Annotated in this window: 21 protein-coding genes; 13 read left to right on the top strand and 8 right to left on the bottom strand. The window is 60.7% G+C overall.

Annotated elements, in window-relative coordinates:
- Positions 1-9: 9 nt before the first annotated feature.
- Together WGT02_RS19190 and WGT02_RS19185 are read right to left on the bottom strand one after the other, a co-directional pair.
- Positions 10-1,551 (bottom strand): TRAP transporter large permease subunit, encoded by a 1,542-nt coding sequence (locus tag WGT02_RS19190; protein ID WP_024315856.1) that lies wholly within the window; start codon positions 1,549-1,551, stop codon positions 10-12.
- 21 nt (positions 1,552-1,572) lie between these two features.
- On the bottom strand, positions 1,573-2,112 hold the full coding sequence (locus WGT02_RS19185) for a TRAP transporter small permease subunit (protein ID WP_024315857.1): 540 nt from the start codon (positions 2,110-2,112) through the stop codon (positions 1,573-1,575).
- A 329-nt stretch (positions 2,113-2,441) separates the two neighbouring features.
- Between WGT02_RS19185 and WGT02_RS19180 the strand changes: the two genes are divergently transcribed.
- From WGT02_RS19180 to WGT02_RS19155, 6 genes are all read left to right on the top strand, one after another.
- Complete coding sequence (locus tag WGT02_RS19180) at positions 2,442-4,745, top strand: bifunctional diguanylate cyclase/phosphodiesterase (RefSeq protein WP_208249666.1); 2,304 nt, start codon at positions 2,442-2,444, stop codon at positions 4,743-4,745.
- Positions 4,746-4,949: 204 nt separating this feature from the next.
- Positions 4,950-5,648, top strand: coding sequence for a hypothetical protein (locus WGT02_RS19175; RefSeq protein ID WP_339151141.1), 699 nt, complete (start codon positions 4,950-4,952; stop codon positions 5,646-5,648).
- A gap of 180 nt (positions 5,649-5,828) precedes the next feature.
- Positions 5,829-6,053 (top strand): aa3-type cytochrome c oxidase subunit IV, encoded by a 225-nt coding sequence (locus WGT02_RS19170; protein WP_024315860.1) that lies wholly within the window; start codon positions 5,829-5,831, stop codon positions 6,051-6,053.
- 90 nt (positions 6,054-6,143) lie between these two features.
- Positions 6,144-7,301 carry a Re/Si-specific NAD(P)(+) transhydrogenase subunit alpha gene (locus tag WGT02_RS19165; RefSeq protein ID WP_024315861.1) on the top strand — a complete coding sequence of 386 codons (1,158 nt, stop codon included), beginning with the start codon at positions 6,144-6,146 and terminating at the stop codon, positions 7,299-7,301.
- Complete coding sequence (locus tag WGT02_RS19160) at positions 7,291-7,689, top strand: proton-translocating transhydrogenase family protein (protein ID WP_024315862.1); 399 nt, start codon at positions 7,291-7,293, stop codon at positions 7,687-7,689. Before WGT02_RS19165 ends, WGT02_RS19160 begins: the two co-directional genes overlap by 11 nt.
- 7 nt (positions 7,690-7,696) lie before the next feature.
- On the top strand, positions 7,697-9,091 hold the full coding sequence (locus WGT02_RS19155; protein WP_024315863.1) for an NAD(P)(+) transhydrogenase (Re/Si-specific) subunit beta: 1,395 nt from the start codon (positions 7,697-7,699) through the stop codon (positions 9,089-9,091).
- Positions 9,092-9,244: 153 nt separating this feature from the next.
- Here the strand turns inward: WGT02_RS19155 and WGT02_RS19150 are convergent, their stop codons facing one another.
- The 5 genes from WGT02_RS19150 to rpsU (WGT02_RS19130) all read right to left on the bottom strand — a co-directional run bounded on the left by WGT02_RS19150 (position 9,245) and on the right by rpsU (WGT02_RS19130) (position 13,970).
- Positions 9,245-9,727 (bottom strand): DUF992 domain-containing protein, encoded by a 483-nt coding sequence (locus WGT02_RS19150; RefSeq protein ID WP_024315864.1) that lies wholly within the window; start codon positions 9,725-9,727, stop codon positions 9,245-9,247.
- 60 nt (positions 9,728-9,787) lie between these two features.
- On the bottom strand, positions 9,788-11,446 hold the full coding sequence (locus WGT02_RS19145) for a sensor histidine kinase (RefSeq protein ID WP_208249670.1): 1,659 nt from the start codon (positions 11,444-11,446) through the stop codon (positions 9,788-9,790).
- Positions 11,447-11,668: 222 nt separating this feature from the next.
- Positions 11,669-12,733: an FAD-binding oxidoreductase gene (locus tag WGT02_RS19140; RefSeq protein ID WP_037070060.1), complete on the bottom strand. Its 1,065-nt coding sequence runs from the start codon at positions 12,731-12,733 to the stop codon at positions 11,669-11,671.
- A 24-nt stretch (positions 12,734-12,757) separates the two neighbouring features.
- Positions 12,758-13,621, bottom strand: coding sequence for a tetratricopeptide repeat protein (locus WGT02_RS19135; protein ID WP_208249672.1), 864 nt, complete (start codon positions 13,619-13,621; stop codon positions 12,758-12,760).
- Between the two features lie 136 nt (positions 13,622-13,757).
- Entirely contained in the window at positions 13,758-13,970 is a 213-nt protein-coding gene (gene rpsU / locus WGT02_RS19130) for a 30S ribosomal protein S21 (RefSeq protein ID WP_003585885.1), read from the bottom strand.
- A gap of 446 nt (positions 13,971-14,416) precedes the next feature.
- Between rpsU (WGT02_RS19130) and WGT02_RS19125 the strand changes: the two genes are divergently transcribed.
- The 3 genes from WGT02_RS19125 (at position 14,417) to WGT02_RS19115 (ending at position 15,589) form a co-directional block, all read left to right on the top strand.
- On the top strand, positions 14,417-14,626 hold the full coding sequence (locus WGT02_RS19125; protein ID WP_024315867.1) for a cold-shock protein: 210 nt from the start codon (positions 14,417-14,419) through the stop codon (positions 14,624-14,626).
- Positions 14,627-15,080: 454 nt separating this feature from the next.
- On the top strand, positions 15,081-15,320 hold the full coding sequence (rpsU, locus tag WGT02_RS19120) for a 30S ribosomal protein S21 (RefSeq protein WP_007527643.1): 240 nt from the start codon (positions 15,081-15,083) through the stop codon (positions 15,318-15,320).
- Positions 15,321-15,361: 41 nt separating this feature from the next.
- Entirely contained in the window at positions 15,362-15,589 is a 228-nt protein-coding gene (locus WGT02_RS19115) for a hypothetical protein (RefSeq protein ID WP_024315869.1), read from the top strand.
- 114 nt (positions 15,590-15,703) lie between these two features.
- Here the strand turns inward: WGT02_RS19115 and WGT02_RS19110 are convergent, their stop codons facing one another.
- The gene (locus WGT02_RS19110) at positions 15,704-17,140 is read right to left on the bottom strand and encodes a DUF1254 domain-containing protein (protein ID WP_208249674.1); all 1,437 of its coding nucleotides are present in this window, start codon (positions 17,138-17,140) and stop codon (positions 15,704-15,706) included.
- A gap of 430 nt (positions 17,141-17,570) precedes the next feature.
- Between WGT02_RS19110 and WGT02_RS19105 the strand changes: the two genes are divergently transcribed.
- From WGT02_RS19105 to WGT02_RS19090, 4 genes are read left to right on the top strand one after another with little or no spacing between them, the layout of a single operon-like run.
- On the top strand, positions 17,571-18,824 hold the full coding sequence (locus WGT02_RS19105; protein WP_024315871.1) for a sarcosine oxidase subunit beta family protein: 1,254 nt from the start codon (positions 17,571-17,573) through the stop codon (positions 18,822-18,824).
- A 12-nt stretch (positions 18,825-18,836) separates the two neighbouring features.
- On the top strand, positions 18,837-19,178 hold the full coding sequence (locus WGT02_RS19100) for a sarcosine oxidase subunit delta (protein WP_024315872.1): 342 nt from the start codon (positions 18,837-18,839) through the stop codon (positions 19,176-19,178).
- Complete coding sequence (locus WGT02_RS19095) at positions 19,175-22,168, top strand: sarcosine oxidase subunit alpha (RefSeq protein WP_024315873.1); 2,994 nt, start codon at positions 19,175-19,177, stop codon at positions 22,166-22,168. Before WGT02_RS19100 ends, WGT02_RS19095 begins: the two co-directional genes overlap by 4 nt.
- Positions 22,161-22,709, top strand: coding sequence for a sarcosine oxidase subunit gamma (locus tag WGT02_RS19090; protein ID WP_024315874.1), 549 nt, complete (start codon positions 22,161-22,163; stop codon positions 22,707-22,709). The genes WGT02_RS19095 and WGT02_RS19090 overlap by 8 nt, the downstream gene beginning before the upstream one ends.
- The last annotated feature ends 91 nt before the right edge of the window (positions 22,710-22,800 follow it).

Here is a 22,800-nt window from a genome sequence, read left to right as displayed (position 1 = left end):
GCTATTTTGTCAGTTGATCTTCGGTGGCTGGCTGAGATCCGTTGCCGGCGGCGCAGGCGTTGCGGGTGCGGGCGGCTGGCCGGGCAGGCCATTCATCGGTGGCAAGGTCAGTCCGGGCATTTGCGGTGAGCCACCGCCCGGCGCGCCCAATGGTGGCAGCGAGAAGCCATTGCCGCCGAAGCCCGGCACTTCGATCTTGATCGAATTCGGATCGACCTTCGGTCCCTTGTCCAGCCAGTAGGTCACCGATTGCGGCCAGAAGATCACGATCGCGACGAGGATCAGCTGCATAAAGACCCAGGGCACGGCGCCCATGTAGATATCCGACGTCTTGACGCTGCGATCGGCAATCGAACGCAGGTAGAAGAGCGCGAAGCCGAAGGGAGGATGCATGAAGCTCGTCTGCATGTTCACGCAGATCAGCACGCCGAACCAGATCAGGTCGATGCCGAGTGCCGAAGCCACCGGCGCCAGCATCGGAATGACGATGAAGGCGATCTCGAAGAAATCGAGGAAGAAGGCCAGCACGAAGATGAAGATGTTGGCGAAGATCAGGAAGCCGACCGGGCCCCCGGGGATGCCCGACAGCATGTGCTCGATCCAGCGTGAGCCGTCCATGCCCTGGAAGACAAGGCTGAAGCAGGTCGAGCCGATCAGGATCATCACCACCATCGAGGTGATGTGCATGGTGGAACGCATCGCTTCCTGCATCAGCGGCCAGGTGAGACGGCGATGCATGGCGGCAAGCACCATGGCGCCGACGACGCCAAGCGCGCCGGCCTCGGTAGGCGTCGCGAGCCCCATGAAGATCGTGCCGAGGACAAGGAAGATCAGCACGATCGACGGCACCATCCCTGACAGCACCCTCATGAGCAGCGCCCAGTTGAAATCGCCGCGGACTTCCTTCGGCAGCGGCGGCATGGCGGCCGGCTTCAAGAACGACAGGATCAGGATGTAGCCCATGAAGATCGCCACCTGCAGGATCGAGGGGCCGATGGCGCCGAGATACATGTCGCCGACCGATTTGCCGAGCTGGTCGGCAAGCACGACCAGCACGAGCGATGGTGGAATGACCTGGGTTATGGTGCCGGAGGCGGCGATGACGCCGGTGGCGAGCCTCGGGCTGTAGCCGTAACGCAGCATGATGGGCAGCGAGATGACGCCCATGGTGATGACGGAGGCGGCCACCGTGCCGGTGATGGCGCCGAGCACGGCGCCGACCAGGATCACTGCATAGGCAAGGCCGCCCGGAATTCGGCCGAACAGCTTGCCCGTTCCCTCCAGCAGATCTTCGGCCAGGCCGCAGCGCTCCAGAATAGCACCCATGAAGGTGAAGAAGGGGATGGCAAGCAGCAGGTCGTTGGAGACGATCCCGAAGAAGCGCAGCGGCAGGGCCTGCAGGAACGCTTCGCTGAAATGGCCCGTGGCGATGCCAATAATGCCGAAGAACAGGCCGACGGCGGCCAGCGAAAAGGCGACCGGAAAGCCGTAGAGCATGAAGAGAATCATACCCACGAACATGGCCGGCGGAATGATGCCGAAATCAAACAATGGTGTTCCTCCGGGCCTGGCCTACTGCAGCGGCTTTTCGTATTTCGTATCGATCAGGATGTAGCCGGTGAGGGCAGCAATCCTCTTGATCAACTCCGAGAGACCTTGAAGGGTCAGCAGCCCGAAGCCGAGGAAGAGAACGAGCTTGACCGGCCAGCGGATCAGGCCGCCGGCATTGGCCGAGACCTCATGCTGGAGGTAGGAGGACAGGAAGAAGGGCCAGCAGAGCCAGCTCAGGAAGAGGCAGGCCGGGATCAGGAAAACGACAAGGCCGATGACGTCGATCCAGATCCTCGCCTTGTCGGAGACCGCGCCATAGATCAGGTCTACCCGCACGTGCTCGTTCATGCGCAGCGTATGCGCTGCCCCCAGCACGACGATGAAGGCGAAGAGATACCATTGGATCTCGAGCCAGCCATTTGAACTGTAATTGAAAGAATAGCGGATCAGTGCATTGGCGGCGCTGATCAGACAGCACAACAGCACCATGTATTCGGACAGTTTGCCCATGAATTGGCTGACCGCGTCGATCAGCCGGCTAACGGTCAACAAAGCCGGCATGCCTCCCCCCCCGTTATGTCGCGCGTTTTTTGCGCCTTTTATCTTTCCACCGGTTTAGACCACGGTTTTTCAAATTGAAAGATCAAAGGGGGCGTGTTGGAATATAGTCGTATAAACCGCATGCGACACGCTTGGCGTCAATAGCGGTGCGCACAGACAACCTCAGGATAGGCGGGATGCCGCGAAAACTTCACCGAATGGATGTATAAGTTATTGCAAATGCTAAAATTCATCCCAGGGTTTTGGAAAATTCGACAAAATGTATCGATTACCCGAAATCAATTTTTAAAGGGTTGCGGTTAAGGTTTCGCCGCACAGGGAAAGTATGGATGAAGCCACATAACCCGAACAGGGTCCCTACCGACGTTTATCTGTCGTTTGTCAGTTCCCTCTTCGGGAATCGCATGACACTCGTCGCGGGTGTCATCGTGCATGTGGTTGCCTTCCTCGCCGTAGCCCTGAAAACCAGTTCTCCGTTCTATGTCGCCCTTTCGGTAGGTTTCCTTGCCGTTTTCGCCGGCCGGATGGTTACCTTCCGCATGTTCGACAAGGTCGACAAGCGGACGCTATCGCGCGAGCAGATCGAACATTGGGAAACCGTCTATGTCATCGGTGCTGCCTCCACGGCCGCGATCCTCGGCATCGGCAGCGGCTATGCGATCTTCATCCTCCAGGATCCGTTCGCCGAGCTCGCCTGCATCGCGGTCACCATGGCGTCGATGGTCTCCGTCGTCGGCCGAAATTACGGATCGCAAAAGGCAATCGACCTGCAGACACTGGCCTGCTGTCTGCCGATGATCATCTGCAGCCTGATGGCGCTCGACTTCTATCGCGCGATCCTGTCGGCCTTCCTCATTCCGTTTGGCCTGACGACGCGGGCAATGGCGAATGGCGTGCGCGAGTTCCTGTATGAGAACGTCATTGCGCGTCGCCAGATCTCAATGATCGCCGACCGCTTCGACACGGCACTCAACAACATGCCGCACGGTCTGGTGATGGTCGATCCGGAAAACCGCATCCAGGTCATCAACCGCAAGGCCTGCGATCTTCTGAAGATTGGCGATCCGGAGCGGCTGAAGGAACGCGACCTCGGCGCGGTGTTGCGCTACGGTGCCCGCTACAGCTTCATGGATTCAACCCAGCCGGAGCTGATCCTGCGGCAGATGACGCATGTCGCCGAGGGCAAGCTTTCGCGCACGCTGATTCACTTTCCAGAAGATCTGTCCCTGGAGTTTTCGGCAAGCCGCCGCGCCGATGGCGGCGCCGTCTTGATTTTCGAAGACGTGTCGAGCCGCGTGAAGGCCGAGCAGAAGATCCTGCACATGGTTCGCTTCGATGCGCTGACCGGTCTGCCGAACCGCGAATACTTCAGCCACCTCGTGCAGGACTACCTGACCAAGTACCAGAAGAAGCGCGGCCCTGTCGCCTTCATGGTTCTCGATATCGATGAGTTCAAGCATGTCAACGACATGCGCGGCCACATTACCGGCGACCGCTTGCTCTGCGCCATCGCAAGCCGCATCGCCAAGCAGGCGGGCAAGGCCATCGTCGGCCGCTTGATGGGCGACCAGTTCATTCTCTTCTTCCCGCACGCGAAGGACATGGCCGCGCTCGACGCGGAGATCCATCGCTTCCATGAGAGCATTCAGGGCAACTACGACGCCGACGACGTCACCTTCCTCGTTTCGCTGAGCGCCGGCTTTGCGATCCTCGAAAGCGATGCCTTCGCGATGGAGGAGTGGAGCATCAAGGCCGATCTCGCGCTCTTCGAAAGCAAGTCGAAGCAGCGCGGCGGAATTGCCGGCTTCGAACGCGAGATGGACGGGCGCTATATCGAGCAGCAAAAGCTCAAGGCGGATCTGCGCGAAGCGATCGGCAACCAGGGTCTCAGCGTCGCCTACCAGCCGATGTTCAAGGCGGACGGAACGCGCATCGAATGCGCCGAGGCGCTGGCGCGTTGGGTCCATCCAGAGAAGGGCGCGATCCCGCCGGACGTCTTCATTCGCATTGCCGAAGAGATGGGCATCATCTCCGAGATCACGCGCTTCATCCTCATGAAGGCATGCAAGGACTGCATGAGCTGGCCGGATCATATCGCCGTCTCGGTCAACCTGTCGGCGCGCGATCTGCGCGACGCGGATATTCTTGCCGTCGTTTCCGAGGCGCTCGAGGCGTCGCGTCTCGAACCCGCGCGGCTGCATCTCGAAATTACGGAAAGCTGCCTGATCGATGAGCCGGCCGCGGTGCGCGCGATCCTCGCCGAACTTAGGGCACGCGGGATCACGATCGCCATCGACGACTTCGGCACCGGCTTCTCCAGCCTCAGCTATCTCGACACGCTGCCGCTCGACATCGTGAAGATCGACCGCTCGTTCCTGCGCAACATCGTCGAGGACGGGCGTCGGCTCAAGCTACTGCGCGGCACCGTCAACCTGGCGCGCGAACTCGGTCTGAAGATCGTCACCGAAGGTGTTGAGACCACCGAGCAACTGGCCTTGCTCAACAAGTATCGCGCCACCGATCTCGTGCAGGGCTACGTTTTCTCGCCGGCAGTTCCGGCGCAGAACATCGCCATCCTTTCCCAAAGCCTCAGACGTCGTACCGCACCGCGTCGTCGCCCGAAAGTTGCATAAGCTCGACCGTTTTCTTGGCTGAGGGTTCTTCACGCAAACGCCGCGCCGTTAACCTTAACAATTCAAATATAACGCAAGTTCTCGTATCATTCTTGCCCTTCCGCCGGTTCCATATGATTAATGCTTCGTTAACAGGCGGACCGGGTAACTATGGTAGACAACCCTTTAAAGACGAGTGATTTCAGCAGCAAACTTCTCGAAATAATGGACCACGTCGAATACTGCCGCGTCGAAGGTGGCGAGGATATGGAAGAGGTGGAGCGCCTGCGCTACAAGGCCTACAAGGCCCGTGAAGTGCTTCCGGTTGCCGCCAAAAGCATGATCGACGAGGCCGATTTCGACAGTCAGGCGTATGTTTTCGGACTGTACTATTATGAACAGCTCGTCAGCACGATTCGCATCCATCACGTGACGCCGGACCATCGTGTCTCACAATCGGGCGGTATCTTTCCGGCGGAAATGGACGCGTTTCTGGATGCCGGGCTCAGCCTGATCGATCCGGCGCGCTTTGCCGCGGATCCCGAACTCAGCACGGAAATGCCGTGGATCCCCTATCTGACGCTGCGTCCGAACATCGTCGCCGCCGCGCATTTTCGCGCCGACCGTGTGATGCAGCACGTGCGCCCGGCGCATGCAGCCTTCTACAAGCGGGTCTTCTACGCCGACACCGTCGTCGCAAGCCGCATGACGGAGACCTACGGCTTCGATCTGACGCTGATGGCGACCAATGTCATCGAGGTCGGCCGAAAGCTCCTGACGCGCTATCCCTTCTTCATCTCCAGCGCCAGCGAACAGCGCATGATGTTCTCGCGCACTCCCAATGACACGCTGCCGCCGCTCACCATCATACCGACGGCACGTTTCATGGCTGAAGGCGATCTCGGAACCGATCTTCCGCTGTGAGCCCATCCGCTTGAATTTGACTGAGAATGCCGCCTGCCTGCGGCATTCTCTTGCATTGCGCTTTATCAAAGCTTTGTGTAATCCCTCTGCAGGGAAATTTCCTCGCGGGATCGAGGAAATCACGGCAGTCGAACGGCCGCATTGCTTTACCGGCCGGGAAGTTTGAGGGAGACGATATTCATGGCTGAGCATCACACCGGACCTGCCGAAGTTGGCGCGCCGATGGACTATAAGGAGCATGAGCAGACCTACAGCATGTTCCTCGCCGCGGCGAAGTACGGTACCCTGTTCCTTGTCGCTCTCCTGCTTGGCATGGCCGCTGGCTTCTTCACTGGTGCCGGTTTCCTTGGCGGCCTCGTCGTCCTGTTGATCGTCTTTATCGCTGGCCTCGTCCTGCTGCGCTAAGCGCGGCGCGGCTTTCCAAAGCTTTGACTGAATGTTCGGGCTGAGCAGGGAGGACCTGCGGCAGGCTGGCTGACCCGGAGGAGGGGGCGGTTGGGCAACGTTGTTTTTGTGGCAAAGGAAATCACGGGGGATGAGACGCGTGTCGCTGCGTCCGTCGAAACCGTAAAGAAGATGATAGGGCTTGGCCTCGACGTCGTCGTCGAGGCGGGAGCGGGGGCCAAGTCGAAAATTCCGGATGCGGAGTTCGAAGCGGTCGGCGCGCGGATCGGTTCGGTCGGCGCTGCGGCGACAGCCGATGTCGTGCTAAAAGTCCGCCGCCCAACGGAAGAAGATATCGGCGGCTACAAGAGCGGTGCGATCGTCATTGCGGTCATGGATCCCTACGGCAATGACGAGGCGGTCGCCGCCATGGCCAAGGCCGGGCTCTCCAGCTTCGCCATGGAGCTGATGCCGCGCATCACCCGCGCGCAGTCGATGGACGTTCTTTCCTCGCAGGCAAACCTCGCAGGCTACCAGGCCGTCATCGAAGCAGCTGCGGTTTATGACCGTGCCATGCCGATGATGATGACGGCAGCCGGCACCGTTCCCGCAGCCAAGGTCTTCGTCATGGGCGCAGGTGTTGCCGGGTTGCAGGCGATCGCCACGGCCCGTCGTCTCGGCGCTGCCGTTTCGGCGACCGACGTTCGTCCGGCGGCCAAGGAGCAGGTCGCGTCCTTGGGCGCGAAGTTCATCGCCGTCGAGGATGAAGAGTTCAAGGCGGCGGAGACCGCCGGCGGCTACGCCAAGGAAATGTCCAGGGAGTATCAGGCAAAGCAGGCAGCCCTCGTGGCTGAGCATATCGCCAAGCAGGACATCGTCATCACCACCGCCCTGATCCCCGGGCGCCCGGCACCGAAGCTCGTCTCGCGCGAAATGCTGAAGTCGATGAAGCCGGGAGCGGTTGCCGTCGACCTTGCGGTCGAGCGCGGCGGCAATATCGAGGGCGTCAAGCCCGGCAAGGTGGCCGACGTCGACGGCGTGCGCGTCATCGGCTTCCCGAATATGGCCGGCAGGATCGCTGCCAGTGCCTCCCAGCTCTACGCCAAGAACCTCGTCACCTTCCTTGAGACCATGGTCAACAAGGAAACGAAGACGATCGCCCTCAATCTCGAGGACGAACTGATCAAGGCGACGATGCTGACGCATGCGGGCAATGTCGTGCATCCGGCATTTGGCGGTGCGAAGAAGGGGACAACTGATGGCTGGTGAAGCAATGGACAAGGCGCTGGAACAGCTGAACCAGGCCGTGAATGCGGTGGCCGCCGCTGCCGCGCATGCGCCCGAGGCGGCAAGTGCTGCAACCGGCGGGGCGATCGATCCCTTCGTGTTCCAGTTCGCGATCTTCGTGCTGGCGATCTTTGTCGGTTACTACGTCGTCTGGTCGGTAACGCCGGCGTTGCACACGCCGCTGATGGCCGTCACCAACGCGATCTCCTCGGTCATCGTCGTCGGCGCGCTTCTGGCGGTCGGCATCTCGACCAGCGGGCTTGCGACAGGCTTCGGCTTCATCGCTCTGGTCCTCGTCTCCGTGAACATCTTTGGCGGCTTCCTTGTCACCCAGCGCATGCTGGCGATGTACAAGAAGAAGGACAAGTGAGGACCGCATGACCAGTATTGCAGCCTTCCTCTACCTCGTCTCCGGCGTGCTCTTCATCCTGGCATTGCGCGGCCTTTCCCACCCGGCCAGCAGCCGCAAGGGCAATCTCTACGGCATGATCGGTATGGGAATCGCCATCCTCACCACGCTGACGCTGGCAACGCCCTCGTTCGGTGGCCTGGTGCTGATCATCCTCGGTCTTGCCATCGGCGGCGGTGCGGGCGCCTATATCGCCCGCGTGATCCCGATGACCTCGATGCCGCAACTTGTTGCCGGTTTCCACTCTCTGGTCGGCCTTGCGGCCGTGCTGGTGGCGGCCTCGGCGCTCTACACGCCGTCCTCCTTCGGCATCGGCAATATCGGCGAAATCCACACCGAGGCGCGGATCGAAATGGCGCTTGGCGTCGCCATCGGTGCGCTGACCTTCACCGGCTCGATCATCGCCTTCCTGAAGCTTGACGGGCGCATGTCGGGCAAGCCGATCATGCTGCCCTTCCGGCATCTGATCAACATTGCCCTGCTGGTGTTGATCGTGCTGTTCATCGTCGGCCTCGCCGTAACGGAAAGCCATTTCGATTTCTGGGCTGTCGTCGCCCTGTCGCTGGCGCTCGGCGTACTGCTGATCGTGCCGATCGGCGGCGCCGACATGCCGGTTGTCGTGTCGATGCTGAATTCCTATTCGGGATGGGCGGCGGCCGGCATCGGCTTCACGCTCGGCAACCTGGCGCTGATCATCACCGGTGCGCTCGTCGGCTCATCCGGTGCGATCCTGTCCTACATCATGTGCAAGGGCATGAACCGCTCGTTCATCTCGGTCATTCTCGGCGGCTTCGGCGGCGAGACGGTGGCGGGTGGCGCGGACAATTCGGACAAGACCGTCAAGCTCGGTTCGGCAGAGGATGCAGCGTATCTGATGGCGAACGCCTCGAAGGTCATTATCGTGCCAGGCTACGGCATGGCGGTGGCGCAGGCGCAGCATGCACTTCGCGAAATGGCCGACAATCTGAAGAAGAACGGTGTCGAGGTAAAATACGCGATCCATCCGGTCGCCGGCCGCATGCCGGGTCACATGAACGTGCTGCTTGCCGAAGCGAACGTGCCCTACGATGAGGTTTTCGAGCTCGAGGACATCAATTCGGAATTCGCGCAGGCGGATGTCGCCTATGTCATCGGCGCCAATGACGTCACCAATCCGGCGGCGCGCGACGACAAGACCTCGCCGATCTACGGCATGCCAATCCTCGACGTCGACAAGGCGAAGACCTGCCTCTTCGTGAAGCGTTCGCTCGGCTCCGGCTATGCCGGCATCGACAACACGCTGTTTTACAAGGACGGCACGATGATGCTGCTCGGCGATGCCAAGAAGGTCACCGAAGAAATCAACAAGGCGATAAATCACTGAGGCGTTTCCAGGTTGCTTGATCTTCCCGGGCTGTTCGATGGGTCAATCGCATCATTGGTACGTTGATGATGATTTTCGGCCTGGCGGATCATTCCGCCTGATATGGAAAGGAGAGAGGCCGCTCGCCCCTCTCCTCCTCGGCGCGACCTGCGATCAGGTGGCAGCCGGCGCCAGCGTCAGTTTCTCCACGCCGAGCGCGAGGTTCAGGCCTTCCTGAGCCTGCACGTTCAGTGGCTGGAGCATGAACGATTGGTTTGTACCACCGGCGATAACCTTGGCTCCCGCACCCGCGCCGAAGCTCGCATCGGCCCCTATGCCGTAATACTCACCGGCCAGCGCATATTCTGGAATATCGGTTCCGGTCTTGGCCAGGACCTGCCATATCATGACAGTCTTGCCCGTCTGGCCGACATCCAGTCCGAATTTCTGGATTGTTCCGGCATAGACGACCTTCGGGCCTCCTTGCGCCGGCGTGTAGGTGCAGAGTAGGTTCTTCTGCGAGGTGACGATCAGTCCCTGACCGCCCTGTGATCCGCAGACGAGCTGACCGAGCGTGATGTAATTTGCGGCACTTGCCGGGTTTGCGATGGCGGCTACCGCGGCCGCCGCCGCGGCAATCATCGTTTCCCTGAACATGGTCTTCTCCTTTTCGAGTAGCCTGTCCGAAACGAACGTTCAGCGGGATTGTTCCGTGACCTATGCGCGCTCCAAGGTGCGGCGAGGGGCCGTCAACGACCAATAAAAGCCTTCCGGCCGGAAGTCGATTTCGACGGTGCTACCAAAAGCGGCGGCGGCGTGGTTCTTGATGATGGTCGTACCAAAGCCTGAGTTCTCTGGCGGGTGGGCGGGCGGACCGTCACGCTCCTCCCAGGTGAAACGAAGCATGGGTTCGCTCCGCTCTTCGTCTCGCACGTCCTGCCAGCTCAGCAGAACACGGCCGTGCGGCACGGAAAGGGCACCGTATTTCACCGAGTTCGTTGCCAGCTCATGCAGAACGAGGCCGAGGTTTTGCACCACCTCGGGCCTCAGCGTGAAATCCTTGCCCGATATATCGGCCTGCTCGGCAGCTTGTGGAAAGCTCTTGAAGTGGATGTCGATCACCCGCCGCAGCGATGCGCCCGCCCATTGCTCGCTGGTGAGCAGATCGATCGAGCGGGAGAGGCCCTCGAGGCGATCGGCAACCGCTGCCTGGTATGCCTCGACGCTGTCGGCGCGCTTGGCGACCTGGCGCATCATCGCCTGTACCAGGGTCAAAAGGTTCTTGGTGCGGTGCACCAGCTCGTTCATCACGAAGTGCAGGCGATCTTCGGTCTGGCTCCGGTCGAAAGATGCGTTGGAGAGCGCGACCGCAACCTGGTTCGCTTCGATGACGCTGGTCTCGATCGGCGCCACGATGTGGCCTTCGCCCATGCGAATCGCCATGTCGGCGATCGAGCGGATTGTCGTGCGGACCTGGCGCGCCACCACATAGGCAGCCAGAATTGCGAGAAGCATCAGCGCCAAACCACCGATGACCAGAAAGCGCCATGTCGTCAGGATGGAAGCCTGCGCCGTGGCGACTGGCCCCCATATCACAGCCTTCCAGGACCAGCCCGGAATCTGCGCATAGCCCAGCATTGCCTTCGGCAGGACCTGTCTATCCTCATAGACCCCGCTGGAATCGACCAGTGAGGGTAGAATGCTCGGATTGAAAGGTTGGCCGAAACCGATATTCGTGGCGCCGGCAGAGGCGACCACGTGGCCGCTCTGATCGATGACAGCTGCAGACCAATCGTTCGGCAGGCCTTCAGTCGTGACAAGCTTCGCAAGGTCCCTGGCGTTCTGCGTTATGATGAGCGCCCTGACCTTGCCCGCCTGCAGCGGCATGGTAACGTTGTAAACGAATTCACCGCTCGTTCGCCCCATGAACACATCCGAGGCTTCGATTCGGCCCGACTTGATGGCCGCTTCGACAGCCGGCAGGTTCCCCGCCTTCCCGAGGAGCTCGCCGTAGTTCCGGCGGGTGTTCAGGAGCTGCTGGCCGCTCTCGTCGACGGCAATGACATAAAGGGTGTCTGCCCGCAGAGATGTTTCAGTGCGGGCGTGGAACGACGCGAAGTCGTTGCTCTCCAATTCCGGCGAGTTCGAGAGCAGCCTTAAAGTTGTAGCCATGTCCTGAAGCTGGCGATCGATAGACCGGGCGAGTGCGGTGGCATCCTGGGCTGTTTCCCGCTTCAGAATCGAGCGCTGGTTGTCTTCGAGTTGCGCCAGCAGAAGTGCCACGAGGGTGAAAATCGGCAAGGCCGTCGCAACTGCCATCGCGATCAAGTAAGTCCCGATCGACGCCTTCGGAAAGAAGCGGAAGCGGCCTCTCATGAGCCTGTACTTCGCTGAGTTACGCAGCCGAAACCGCCGGTGCGCCCGCCGCCTACAGGCATGAAAGCAAAAAACTGGACCACTGCAATTGCCTTCAACGCGCCCCCGGCTCTCCTGATAGCCTGCTATCGAAACCACTGCATGTTAGGGACAGGTGTTGCTGCTTGCAACACACTAAAACATGTCGTCCGGCAATTCGCAAATTTTTGTTCGACTGTGGTGTCAGCCGAATCTTCCGAGGCGGAAGGAAGCGAGAGATGAATCTGCATCGCCCGAAAGAATCTCGTTAGACGCGAGTAGACCGACAAGCGGCGCGAGCGTCACCCCGGAGTGCATCACGGCAATATAAAGGCCGTTCTGGCCGCAATTGCCAATGATCGGGAAGCCGTCCTTGGGTGTCGGACGGTAGCCGACGGTGAAGAACTCCATGCTCAGCCGGTCGCTCTCCGTCAGGCTTTCCTTCATCTTCGCAAAGAGTAGCGCGGCAGTGGCGTGCTGGTCGGCGCCGGGATCGGTGCCGCCGAAATCCGAGCCCGCGATGATGCGGCCGTCGGCCGTTTGGCGCATATGCAGATCGGCTGCCATGACCAGGCCGTTCAGCCGCCTTTCGAAAGGACGCGAGTGAACGATCAGCCCGGGGGGCGCTTGCAAGGGGAGTGTGACGCCGACAGCGGCGGCAAGTGGCGTGCTGCCGGCGCCGGCAGCCAGGACAATGTGATCGGCCTCGATAATGCCTGCCGATGAGACGATGCCGGCAATGCGCTCGCCGCTGCGGATAAGGCCGTCGACAGCGGCGTTGACGAACTTGGCGCCCCTGGTTTCCGCGTCGGCAAGCAGCAGCCGCGCGGCTGCGGCCGGCTCGACCGCACCTTCTTCCAAGACCGACAGCGCGAAATCGGGAACATGTGCCAGGCAAGGCTCGCGCGCTGCAATTGCTGCGCTGTCGAGCCGTTCAATGTCATAGCCCCACGAACGGTGCTCGACGGCAAACGCCTCAAGCTGATCGGGCGGCAGATCCCAGCAGATGCCACCACACCAGGAAAGCGGCAGTCCGGGGAGCTCGCGGGCCAAGCGCTTCCATTCGGCCATGGAACGGCGGCGAAAGTGAAAATAGAATTCCGGGTTGCCCCAGCTCGCATTGATCCAGGCAAAAGAATTGGGGGTCGCCACTCCGCCGATGTCCTCGGCTACGACGGTAACGGCGGCGCCGTCACGCGTCAGGTGCCAGGCGATCGAGGCACCGACAATGCCGGAGCCGACGACGACCACATGCTGTTTCGCTGCCATCGTCGATCTCCTGCCTGTAATGCCTTAGCCGGTTGTCGCTGCGCCCACGCGAGCAAGACCGTCCTTTGCCGGCTGGTACTTCGCATCCAGGCCGATCGCGTGACGGTAGGAGCGCGCAGCCTTGTCCTTTTCGCCGCGGCGCTCATAGACCAGCGCCTGGTTGGCCCAGGATTCGGCAATGTTGCCGTTGAGCTCGATCGCGTGGTTGAAGTCGGCAAACGCGTTATCGTCGTCGTTCAGCGCGATGTAGGAGATGCCGCGGCCGTTATAGGGTTCCGGCGCGTTCGGCGAAAGCGAGATCGCCTTCGAGAAGTCGTCGATCGCCTTGTCCTGCTGATTGCGCTTCTGATAGATCAGACCGCGATTGTGATAGGCGCGGCCATCGGTCGTGCCGTTCTGGATCGCCTTGTCGAAATCGTTGAAGGCGGCATCGTCCTGACCGGCGGCGCGGTAGACGTTGCCGCGGCCGATCAGCGCCACGTCGTAGTTCGGATTGATCTGCAGGGCGGTGTGGTAGTCCTGAATCGCCTGCTGTTGCTGGCCCATGTTGCGGTAGACCAGCGCGCGGTTGGCGTAGGCCTGATAGAAACGCGGGTTGAGCTGCAGCGCCGTATTGAAGTCGTTCAACCCCTGGCGGAAATCGCCGCCACGGCCATAGGCGGAGCCACGGACGTTGTAGCCTTCCGGATCCTTCGGATTGGCATTGATGACCGATGTCAGCGAGGCGATGTTTTCCTGTGAACCCTGCGCTTTGTCGATGCGAATGACAGCATCGGACGTGTTGCTTGTCGTGCAGCCAGCAAGGCCTAGCGCGGTGACGATTGCGAAAACCGGTAGAACAGCGATTTTCGGCGAACGCAAAGAGCGGGTCTTGGTGATGTCAGCCATGCGGGCTCGTTTTCCCCCAGTGCAGCCGGTCCGTTTCAAGGACGGGCAAGCTTTAGCAGCAAATTAAAAAGGCGGTGGCGAATAGATCGCCCCCGCCAACATGCATCTGAAAACGTCGAAATAACGACAGCTACGCTTAACGCGCGACGAGACCTTCGCGCTGGGCCCGCTTGCGAGCCAGCTTGCGAACACGACGAACGGCTTCGGCCTTTTCGCGAGCGCGCTTCTGCGACGGCTTTTCGTAGTAGTCACGCATCTTCATTTCGCGGAAAATACCTTCGCGCTGCATCTTCTTCTTGAGAGCGCGGAGGGCCTGATCGACATTGTTATCGCGGACAAGTACCTGCACGAGAATCACGTTCCTTTGGTTTGGTTGGTCCCGGCGTCGGCAAGGCGCCAGAGGCAAAAAATATACGGTTCGCGCGGCCGGAGCCTTGCGATTGAGGTTGCGGATAGCAGAATGGCGGGTGGAAGTCCATATGCTCTCGCGGTTCTTGCCGTAAAAAACCGTGTCTTGTCCCTATCGGCGCCGGTTTGTTGAGCCCTCAAAAGGCTGCCATTCAGCATGGCTGGGTATCCCTGACGCACCGCCGATCAGCGTTGCGCGATCCGCCCGAACCCAAATAGCCTGCTTCTTTCCCTTGTTTATTCCGCCATTTGCGATATATGTAGCCCATCGACTGTTGGTTGTGACCTTTGTCAAAGAGCGCGAAGCTCCGTCAGATTTCCTCTCAAAATCGATCTTAGCCTTGTGAATAAACGCATGGCAGTAACGACTATTGAAAGGAGATCGTTATGAATTCAGGTACCGTTAAGTGGTTCAACAGCACCAAGGGCTTCGGCTTCATTCAGCCGGACGACGGCAGCACGGACGTTTTCGTTCACATTTCTGCCGTTGAACGCGCTGGTTTGGGCAATCTGTCCGACGGCCAGAAGATCAGCTATGATCTCGTTCGCGACAAGAAGTCCGGCAAGAATTCTGCTGACAACCTGCGCGTGGCTTAATTCTCATTCGGCCCGGCTGACCACGGATGTACTGGCAGCTGAGAGCTGATGGCGAAGGTCGGGGTTAAACCCGGCCTTTTATGCTTTTGACGATCAAGACAGTTCGGTGAACCAAATGGCACGAATGCCAAGATACGCTGTCGGCGACAGTATCGTTCTGAAAGACGGTTTCGTCCGTACCGAAGAGGCGAGCAGGACTTGTATAATCGCGGCGATTCTTCCGTCTGACGGGAGTCGCCCGCAGTATCGGGTTCGATTCGACACCGAAAACTTCGATCGGCGGATTCTTGAGAGCGATATCGACGTGAACCAGTCGGCATCCCCGACGCCGAGAGTTGACGCCGCTGCGGATATCCGGGGCGGATCCTGGTTGAAAACTTCAAGCATCAGGGTGCGGAAGTAGTTTCCACTCTGACCAACCGGCAAACGAGTTTGCCGCATGAAAGGAAAGATTTTGCAGGTTCTCGTTCGAGACAACAATGTCGACCAGGCGCTCCGCGTCCTGAAGAAGAAGATGCAGCGCGAAGGTCTGTTCCGCGAGTTCAAGGCGCGCAGCGCTTATGAAAAGCCGTCCGAGAAGCGTGTCCGCGAAAAGGCCGAGGCGGTTCGCCGTCAGCGCAAGCTTGCCCGCAAGAAGCTTCAGCGTGAAGGTCTCCTTCCGGCTCCGAAGAAGGCAGTCCGTCCGGCCCGCTGAACTGCCATCTGGCAGACTCCTTCTAGATAGAGAGAGAGCAGATGACTTCAAAAGACGAACTCTTCAATCCGGCTAAGCTCTCACCGCGCGACAAGGCGACCGTCACCGACACGACGGCGAGGGCAATCGTTACGGCAGAAGCCGCCGCTCGCGAAAAGAAGACGGAAAAGCTGAGGGCGCTGCGCTTGCAGCAGGAAGCCGATGCACCACCGGCCGCCGCCCCTGTCAAGAAGCGACGGACTGCGCGCAAGTCGGCTTCGTCCTCCTGAACAGCCCCCGCGCCTAGTGCGCGAGGGCTTTTTATTTGTTTGATGGAATAGAGCCTGCCTAGGCTTTCAGTGGCCATGTTTGACCGGACTGGTCGAGGCAGGCCCGTGGAAGCATCACTGCGCCGTGATCTGTTGGAGCCCGAGCACCATTTCTACGGCGGGCGGGTTCCATTTCCCTGTCAGGGCTTCTGCTTTCGGCCCGTAAAGACGCATGGTCAGGTTGAACGGCCCCGCTGGTGCGGGTAGCCAGTTCGCTTCCTTTGCCTCGCCCGGGCTCTTGCTCTGGAAGTAGAGATCAAGCGACCCGTCCGCATTGTAAACAAACGGCATCCAACTGCTCACGGCAAACCGGTTCATGCTGTTGGCGACTTGAAATCCCTCCGGATCGTAAAGCGTGACAGACCAGAACGCTTTGACCGGTGGCAGGTTCTCCTTGTCGAAGTGAATCTTATAGCTGTTCACTCCGTTTAGCGGGCTTGCCTTCGCGTCGCCAAGGTTGAGCGGGTAGATCGCGTCCTCCGGCAGGTTCGCGCCAAGCCCGAGCTGCGCGACGATCGCCCGCTTCTGGTAGTAGTTGCCATAGACGCCCATGGTGTCGGTGTTCATCGACCAGTTGTTGGCCACGCGAGCAAGTGTTGCGATTTTCCATCCCATCAGTTTTTGAGCTTCGGCCGGGACGTCTTTCAAAGCCTCGGCGATATCGGGCGCGACCTTGCTTTTATCGAAGCTCTTGCCCGGCTCTATCCCGATCCGCTTCATCTGGCTTATGATCGGCTGGTCGGTGGCGTGCGGCGGATTGACCTTCAGCAGCTCCGTTGCGTAGGCGAAGAAGTCCTCTGCCGCCATCCCGTCCACTGTCGTTTTTGGCGGCGTTTTCATATCAATCTTCGGATTGATCGTCACTTTGACCGGCACGGCCGTCTTGCCCCATTGCGATAACGGGGTGACCGTGTAGCCAGCCTGGATCTTGTGAACGGCGTCGTAGTCGGCAGGCCCATCCGTTTTTGTGCGTCCGATGACCCAAACATGTGGTGTCGGCGCATCGATCCGTTGTGTTCCGGCGGGAAGCTCCTTGCCTGTCCAGCCAGGGGGAACAACGGCGAATTCGGCTTTCGCGGTTCCCGTCGTACGCCAGCCCGGCGAGGCGAATACGTCAGTCCACATATCCAGCATGGGCAACAGATAATAGCGCCCGTTTGTATCGGGGGCCGAGATAATCATCGGTTCCTTTGTCATGTCCAGCCAGGCGATCGAGTAGAGCGTGTCGAAATTGGGCCGAACGACATCCCTGAATTCCGCGGTCGGAAACTGCGGGACGTTGGTGAACATGTTGGCCGGCCCTCGTCCCATCGTCTTGCCAGCCTCAACGTTGGTTGCTTGCTCGCGGGTCAGGTTCATGGTGACCAATGGATAGAGGTAGAGATAGGCATCGACGCCAATCGCTGCCGCTTCCTCCTTTGTTAGAGCGTCCTCGGCGGCAGCGACCGGACTATTAAGACATGCTCCGGACAAAAGCAGACCAACCGTGAGGGTGATGAAATGCGATTTCATGACGAATCCTCCCAATGACCCCACAGCAGGCTCCGCATGCCGTGTCGGTCTGTTCCAATCGATGCCAAACCGGACGTTAAATCTTCCTATATGCGTGCCGACGTCTGGCTTATGATGTTGCCACTGCTGCGCACGCTTGACCCTCAGCGCGCAAAGAGCGCTCGCGCAGCGCGTGAACTATGCGCTCAAAAATTGTAAGTGCAAATATGCTAAAATTCGAGGGATGGCGAGGCCGGAAGCCGCGACAGGCCGGTCCGACTTTTTTCGCGGTGTTTGCTCTGCTTCGAAGAGAACACCCGATCTCATTCATTCTTGCTGTGTGTCAAAACAAAAGCCGCTTCGCGTCGCAAAAGAAACGTTGTGCCGCTTTTGGATTTGCGATTTGTATGGCCGACGAGAAGGGACCTTTCCCCGAAGGAGATGAAGGCGGATGCGCAGATACTCGGTTTTTGCCGTGGCACGGGAGGCCCTGAGAGGCCACAAGGGCTGGGACAAGCAATGGGCTTCGCCCGAGCCGCGCGCCGAATACGACGTCATCATCATCGGCGGTGGCGGACATGGCCTGGGTGCGGCTTATTATCTCGCCAAGGAGCACGGCATCACCAATGTCGCGGTGCTCGAAAAGGGCTGGCTCGGCGGCGGTAACACGGGTCGCAACACGACCATCATCCGCTCGAACTATCTCTATGAAGAGAGCATGCACATCTACGAGCATTCGATGAAGCTCTGGGAGAACCTGTCGCAGGATCTCAACTACAATGTGATGTATTCGCCGCGCGGCGTGATGATGCTGTCGCACAATGTGCACGACCAGCAATCCTTCAAGCGGCATATCCATGCCAACCGCCTCTACGGCATCGACAACGAGTGGCTGACGCCGGAGCAGGCCAAGGCCTACTGTCCGCCGCTCGATATCTCCGCCAGCGCCCGCTATCCGATCAACGGCGCTGCGCTGCAGCGCCGCGGCGGCACGGCGCGTCATGATGCGGTTGCCTGGGGCTATGCCCGTGCCGCCTCTGATCGCGGCGTCCACATCATCCAGAACTGCGAAGTGACCGGCATCCGCCGCAGCCCGGACGGGCGCGTCACCGGCGTCGAGACGAGCCGCGGCTTCATCGGCGCCAAGAAGGTCGGCGTTTCGGCGGCCGGCCACACCACGACGGTCATGAAGATGGCAGACGTGCGCGTGCCACTGCAATCGAGCCCGCTGCAGGCGCTGGTCTCCGAACCGCTGAAGCCGATCTTCCCCTGCGTGGTCATGTCGAACACGGTACATGCCTATATCTCGCAGTCCGACAAGGGCGAGCTCGTCATCGGCGCCGGCACCGACCAGTACAATTCCTACAGCCAGACCGGCGGGTTGCAGATCATCACGCATACGCTCGATGCCATCTGCGAGCTGTTCCCGATGTTCCGCCGTGTCAAGATGATGCGCCAGTGGGGTGGTATCGTTGACAACACGCCGGACCGTTCGGCGATCCAGTCAAAGACGCCGGTTCCGGGGCTCTACGTCAACTGCGGCTGGGGAACCGGCGGCTTCAAGGCGACCCCAGGCTCGGCCAATCTCTTCGCGCATCTGATCGCTCGCGACGAGGTGCACAAGTTCAATGCCGGCTTGACGCTGGACCGTTTCCGCACCGGCCGTCTGATCGACGAAGCCGCCGCTGCTGCCGTCGCGCACTGACACGAGGACATCATGCTTCTTATCTACTGCCCATACTGTCAGGAAGAGCGCTCCGAGCTCGAATTTCGCGGCGCCGGCGATGCGCACATCGCCCGCCCGGCCGACATCGCCTCGATCTCCGACGAGGCGTTCGAGGCGTATTTCTTCCTGCGCGACAACCCGAAGGGCCTGATCTTCGAACGCTGGCGTCACCAGCATGGATGCGGCCGTTTCTTCAACGCGGCGCGTGATACGGTCAGCGACAAGTTCATCAGGACGTACAAGGCAGGCGAGCCGAAGCCGGAGATCGGCGCGGCCGCCGTTCCGCATGCTCCCGTCGAGACCTACGAAGCGCTCGAAGGAGAGGCACAATGAGCGGCACGAACCGTATTGCAGGCAAGGGTCGCCTGACGCCTGCCAGAACCGCCCGCTTCACCTTCGACGGCAAGAGCTACACGGCGCTGGAAGGCGATACCGTCGCCTCGGCGCTGATCGCCAACAACATCCATCTTGTCGGCCGCTCATTCAAGTATCATCGCCCACGCGGCATCCTGTCTGCCGGTGCCGAAGAGCCGAACGCGCTGATCGACGTTGCGCGCGACAGCGCCCGCAAGCAGCCGAACGTGCGTGCCACGGTGCAGGAAGTCTTCGACGGCATGATCGTCGAATCGCAGAACCGCTTCCCGTCGCTTTCCTTCGATATCGGCGGCATCAGCAACCTGATGTCACCCTTCTTCGCGGCCGGCTTCTACTACAAGACCTTCATGTGGCCGAAGGCGGCATGGAAGCATGTCTACGAACCGATGATCCGCCGTGCCGCCGGTCTCGGCGTCGCCCCGAAGGAAGCGGATCCTGATCACTATGCCAGCCGCTATGCGCATTGCGACGTGCTGGTGGTGGGTGCCGGCGTTGCCGGTCTTTCAGCCGCCCTTGCTGCGGCTCATGCCGGTGCCAAGGTCATTCTGTGCGACGAGCAGGCGGAGGCCGGCGGTGCGCTGCGTTACGACAGCGGTGTCAAGATCGACGGTCTCGACGGCTATGAGTGGGCGCAGAAGACGGTTGCCAGCCTGAAGGCGATGGACAATGTGCAGGTTCTCACCCGCACCACCGCCTTCGGCTACTACAACCACAACTTCGTCGGTCTCGCCGAACGCGTCACCGACCATGTCGCAAACCCGGGCCGCCACCTGCCGCGCGAGCGTCTGTGGCAGCTGCGCGCCAAGCGTGTCATCCTCGCCAACGGCGCGATCGAGCGCCACATGGTATTCCCGAACAACGATCGTCCGGGCATCATGCTGGCCTCGGCCGCGCGCATGTATCTCAATCAGTACGGCGTTGCCGTCGGCCAGAAGGTCGGCGTCTACACCGCGCACGACTCTGCCTACGAGGCTGCGTTCGACTTGAAGCGCGCCGGTGTCGAGATCGCCGCGATCGTCGATGTCAGGCAGGCGCCGGGTGGCGAGGTTCTTGCCCAAGCCCGTTCGCTCGGCATCGACGTTCTCGCCGGCCAGTCCGTGGTCAACACCTCGGGCAAGCTGCGCATCTCCTCGATGACCGTTGCCCGCAACGGCGGCGGCTCGCCGCGCAAAATCGCGGTCGATGCGCTCTTGGTGTCTGCCGGCTGGACGCCATCGGTGCATCTGTTCTCGCAGTCGCGCGGCAAGGTGGCCTTCGAACCGGAAACCCAGCGTTTCCTGCCCGGCACCTATGCACAGGATTGCCTCTCCGTCGGCGCCTGCAACGGCACCGACGATTTGCAGCAGACGATCGAAGAGTCGCTTGCCGCCGGCGAGCTGATGGCGCAGGCCGCAGGCAAGTCCTCGGGCGGCAAGATCAGCCTGTCGTCGCAGCAGGCGCATCAGTGGACCGGCGGCATGATCGGCGCTGCCGAAGGTGCGGGCCCGGAGACCAGCGCCAAGGCGTTCATCGATTTCCAGCACGACGTCTGCGCCAAGGATATCCGCCTTGCTGTGCGAGAGGGCATGCACTCGATCGAGCATATCAAGCGCTTCACCACGAACGGCATGGCGTCGGATCAAGGCAAGCTCTCCAACATGCACGGCCTGGCGATCGCTGCCGAAATGCTCGGCAAGGAGATCCCGCAGGTCGGTCTCACGACGTTCCGCGCGCCGTATACGCCTGTCACCTATGGTACGCTGATCGCCCATTCGCGCGGCGAGCTGTTCGACCCGACGCGCAAGACGCCACTGCACGAGTGGGAAGAAGCCCATGGCGCGGTGTTCGAGGATGTCGGCAACTGGAAGCGTGCGTGGTTTTATCCGCGTGCCGGCGAGACGATGCATCAGGCGGTTGCCCGCGAATGCAAGACGGCGCGCGATGTCGCCGGCGTGTTCGATGCCTCGACGCTCGGCAAGATCGAGATCGTCGGCCCTGACGCCGCCGCGTTCATGAACCTGATGTACACCAACGCCTGGGATACGCTGAAGCCCGGCAAGTGCCGCTATGGCATCATGACCCGCGAAGACGGCTTCGTTTATGACGACGGCGTCGTCGGGCGTCTGGCCGACGATCGTTTTCACGTAACGACGACGACGGGCGGTGCGCCGCGCGTCCTCCACCACATGGAAGACTATCTGCAGACGGAATTCCCGCACCTTAAGGTGTGGCTGACCTCGGTGACGGAACAGTGGGCCGTCATCGCCGTGCAGGGGCCGAAGGCCCGTGAGATCATCGCGCCACTGGTGGAAGGCGTCGATATATCGAACGAAGCCTTCCCGCATATGAGCGTTGCCGAGTGCACGGTCATGGGTGTGCCGGCGCGTCTCTTCCGCGTGTCGTTCACCGGTGAAGTCGGCTTCGAGATCAACGTGCCGGCCGATTACGGCCAGTCGGTGCTGGAAGCGGTCTGGGCCAATGCCGAGCCGCTCGGCGCCTGCGTCTACGGCACCGAGACGATGCACGTTCTTCGCGCCGAGAAGGGCTACATCATCGTCGGCCAGGACACGGACGGAACCGTGACGCCCGACGATGCCGGTCTTTCCTGGGCCGTCTCCAAAAAGAAGACGGATTTCGTCGGCATTCGCGGGCTGAAGCGGCCGGATCTGGTGAAGGAAGGCCGCAAGCAGCTGGTCGGTCTCGTCACCAAGGATCCGAAGCTCGTGCTCGAAGAGGGCGCGCAGATCGTCGCCAATCCGAACGAGCCAAAACCGATGACGATGCTCGGCCACGTCACCTCGTCCTATTGGTCCGAAAATCTCGGCAAGTCGATCGCTTTCGCGCTGGTCGCGGGTGGCCGCGCACGGATGGGCGAGACGCTCTACGTGCCGATGCCTGACAAGACGATCGCCGTCGAGGTGACTGATTTGGTGTTCTTTGACAAGGAAGGAGGCCGCATCAATGGCTGATACGGCAGTTCGCAAGTCGGTGCTTTCTGGTCGTCATGGGGGCTCGGCCACAGTACGGCTGACGCCGGCGCCGGCGGCAAGCCGCGTGGCGCTTCGCGCCCCGGCGGAATCGCTCAAAGCACTTTCCTCCGCTCTTGGCGTCACGGTCCCGGCTGCGCCGAAGACCTCTGGCCGCAAGGGGGGTCGTGCCGCCCTTTGGCTCGGCCCGGACGAATGGCTTGTTATCGACGAGTCCGGCGCCGACCTGATGGGTGCGCTCGCCAAGTCGGGCGCGCTGCATTCGGTCACTGACGTCTCGCATCGCAACGTTGCGATCATCGTTTCCGGCCCCGGGGCGGAGGCGACGATCTCGGCGGGCTGCCCCCAGGATCTGTCGCTCGAGATCTTCCCCGTAGGCGCCTGCTCGCGCACGCTGTTCGGAAAGGCCGAGATCGTTCTCTTCCGCACCGAGGACGATACATTCCGGGTGGAGTGCTGGCGTTCGTTTGCGGATTTCGTATTCGGCCTGCTGGCCGAGGGGGCGGAAGACGCAGCGCACTAAGCGCCACCAATTTGAAACTCCCGATCGGGGACGGTGCTAGTGTGCCGTCCTCACGTGGCTTCGAGTTGCAAGGCCGCTGTCATTCGTGTCA

This window comes from Rhizobium sp. T1470 (assembly GCF_042140505.1).
GTDB lineage: Bacteria > Pseudomonadota > Alphaproteobacteria > Rhizobiales > Rhizobiaceae > Rhizobium > Rhizobium favelukesii.
This window is presented reverse-complemented; position numbering and strand designations above follow the sequence as displayed.

Bases quoted from the DNA above. Each gene is read 5' to 3' on its own strand.
- WGT02_RS19150 (WP_024315864.1), bottom strand. From the start codon at position 9,727: ATGTTCAGGGAAACGATGATTGCCGCGGCGGCGGCCGCGGTAGCCGCC.
- WGT02_RS19115 (WP_024315869.1), top strand. From the start codon at position 15,362: ATGACTTCAAAAGACGAACTCTTCAATCCGGCTAAGCTCTCACCGCGC.
- WGT02_RS19140 (WP_037070060.1), bottom strand. From the start codon at position 12,733: ATGGCAGCGAAACAGCATGTGGTCGTCGTCGGCTCCGGCATTGTCGGT.
- WGT02_RS19180 (WP_208249666.1), top strand. From the start codon at position 2,442: ATGAAGCCACATAACCCGAACAGGGTCCCTACCGACGTTTATCTGTCG.
- WGT02_RS19185 (WP_024315857.1), bottom strand. From the start codon at position 2,112: ATGCCGGCTTTGTTGACCGTTAGCCGGCTGATCGACGCGGTCAGCCAA.
- WGT02_RS19175 (WP_339151141.1), top strand. From the start codon at position 4,950: ATGGACCACGTCGAATACTGCCGCGTCGAAGGTGGCGAGGATATGGAA.
- WGT02_RS19135 (WP_208249672.1), bottom strand. From the start codon at position 13,621: ATGGCTGACATCACCAAGACCCGCTCTTTGCGTTCGCCGAAAATCGCT.
- WGT02_RS19095 (WP_024315873.1), top strand. From the start codon at position 19,175: ATGAGCGGCACGAACCGTATTGCAGGCAAGGGTCGCCTGACGCCTGCC.
- WGT02_RS19145 (WP_208249670.1), bottom strand. From the start codon at position 11,446: ATGAGAGGCCGCTTCCGCTTCTTTCCGAAGGCGTCGATCGGGACTTAC.
- WGT02_RS19105 (WP_024315871.1), top strand. From the start codon at position 17,571: ATGCGCAGATACTCGGTTTTTGCCGTGGCACGGGAGGCCCTGAGAGGC.
- WGT02_RS19160 (WP_024315862.1), top strand. From the start codon at position 7,291: ATGGCTGGTGAAGCAATGGACAAGGCGCTGGAACAGCTGAACCAGGCC.
- WGT02_RS19100 (WP_024315872.1), top strand. From the start codon at position 18,837: ATGCTTCTTATCTACTGCCCATACTGTCAGGAAGAGCGCTCCGAGCTC.
- WGT02_RS19155 (WP_024315863.1), top strand. From the start codon at position 7,697: ATGACCAGTATTGCAGCCTTCCTCTACCTCGTCTCCGGCGTGCTCTTC.
- WGT02_RS19110 (WP_208249674.1), bottom strand. From the start codon at position 17,140: ATGAAATCGCATTTCATCACCCTCACGGTTGGTCTGCTTTTGTCCGGA.
- WGT02_RS19170 (WP_024315860.1), top strand. From the start codon at position 5,829: ATGGCTGAGCATCACACCGGACCTGCCGAAGTTGGCGCGCCGATGGAC.
- WGT02_RS19125 (WP_024315867.1), top strand. From the start codon at position 14,417: ATGAATTCAGGTACCGTTAAGTGGTTCAACAGCACCAAGGGCTTCGGC.
- WGT02_RS19090 (WP_024315874.1), top strand. From the start codon at position 22,161: ATGGCTGATACGGCAGTTCGCAAGTCGGTGCTTTCTGGTCGTCATGGG.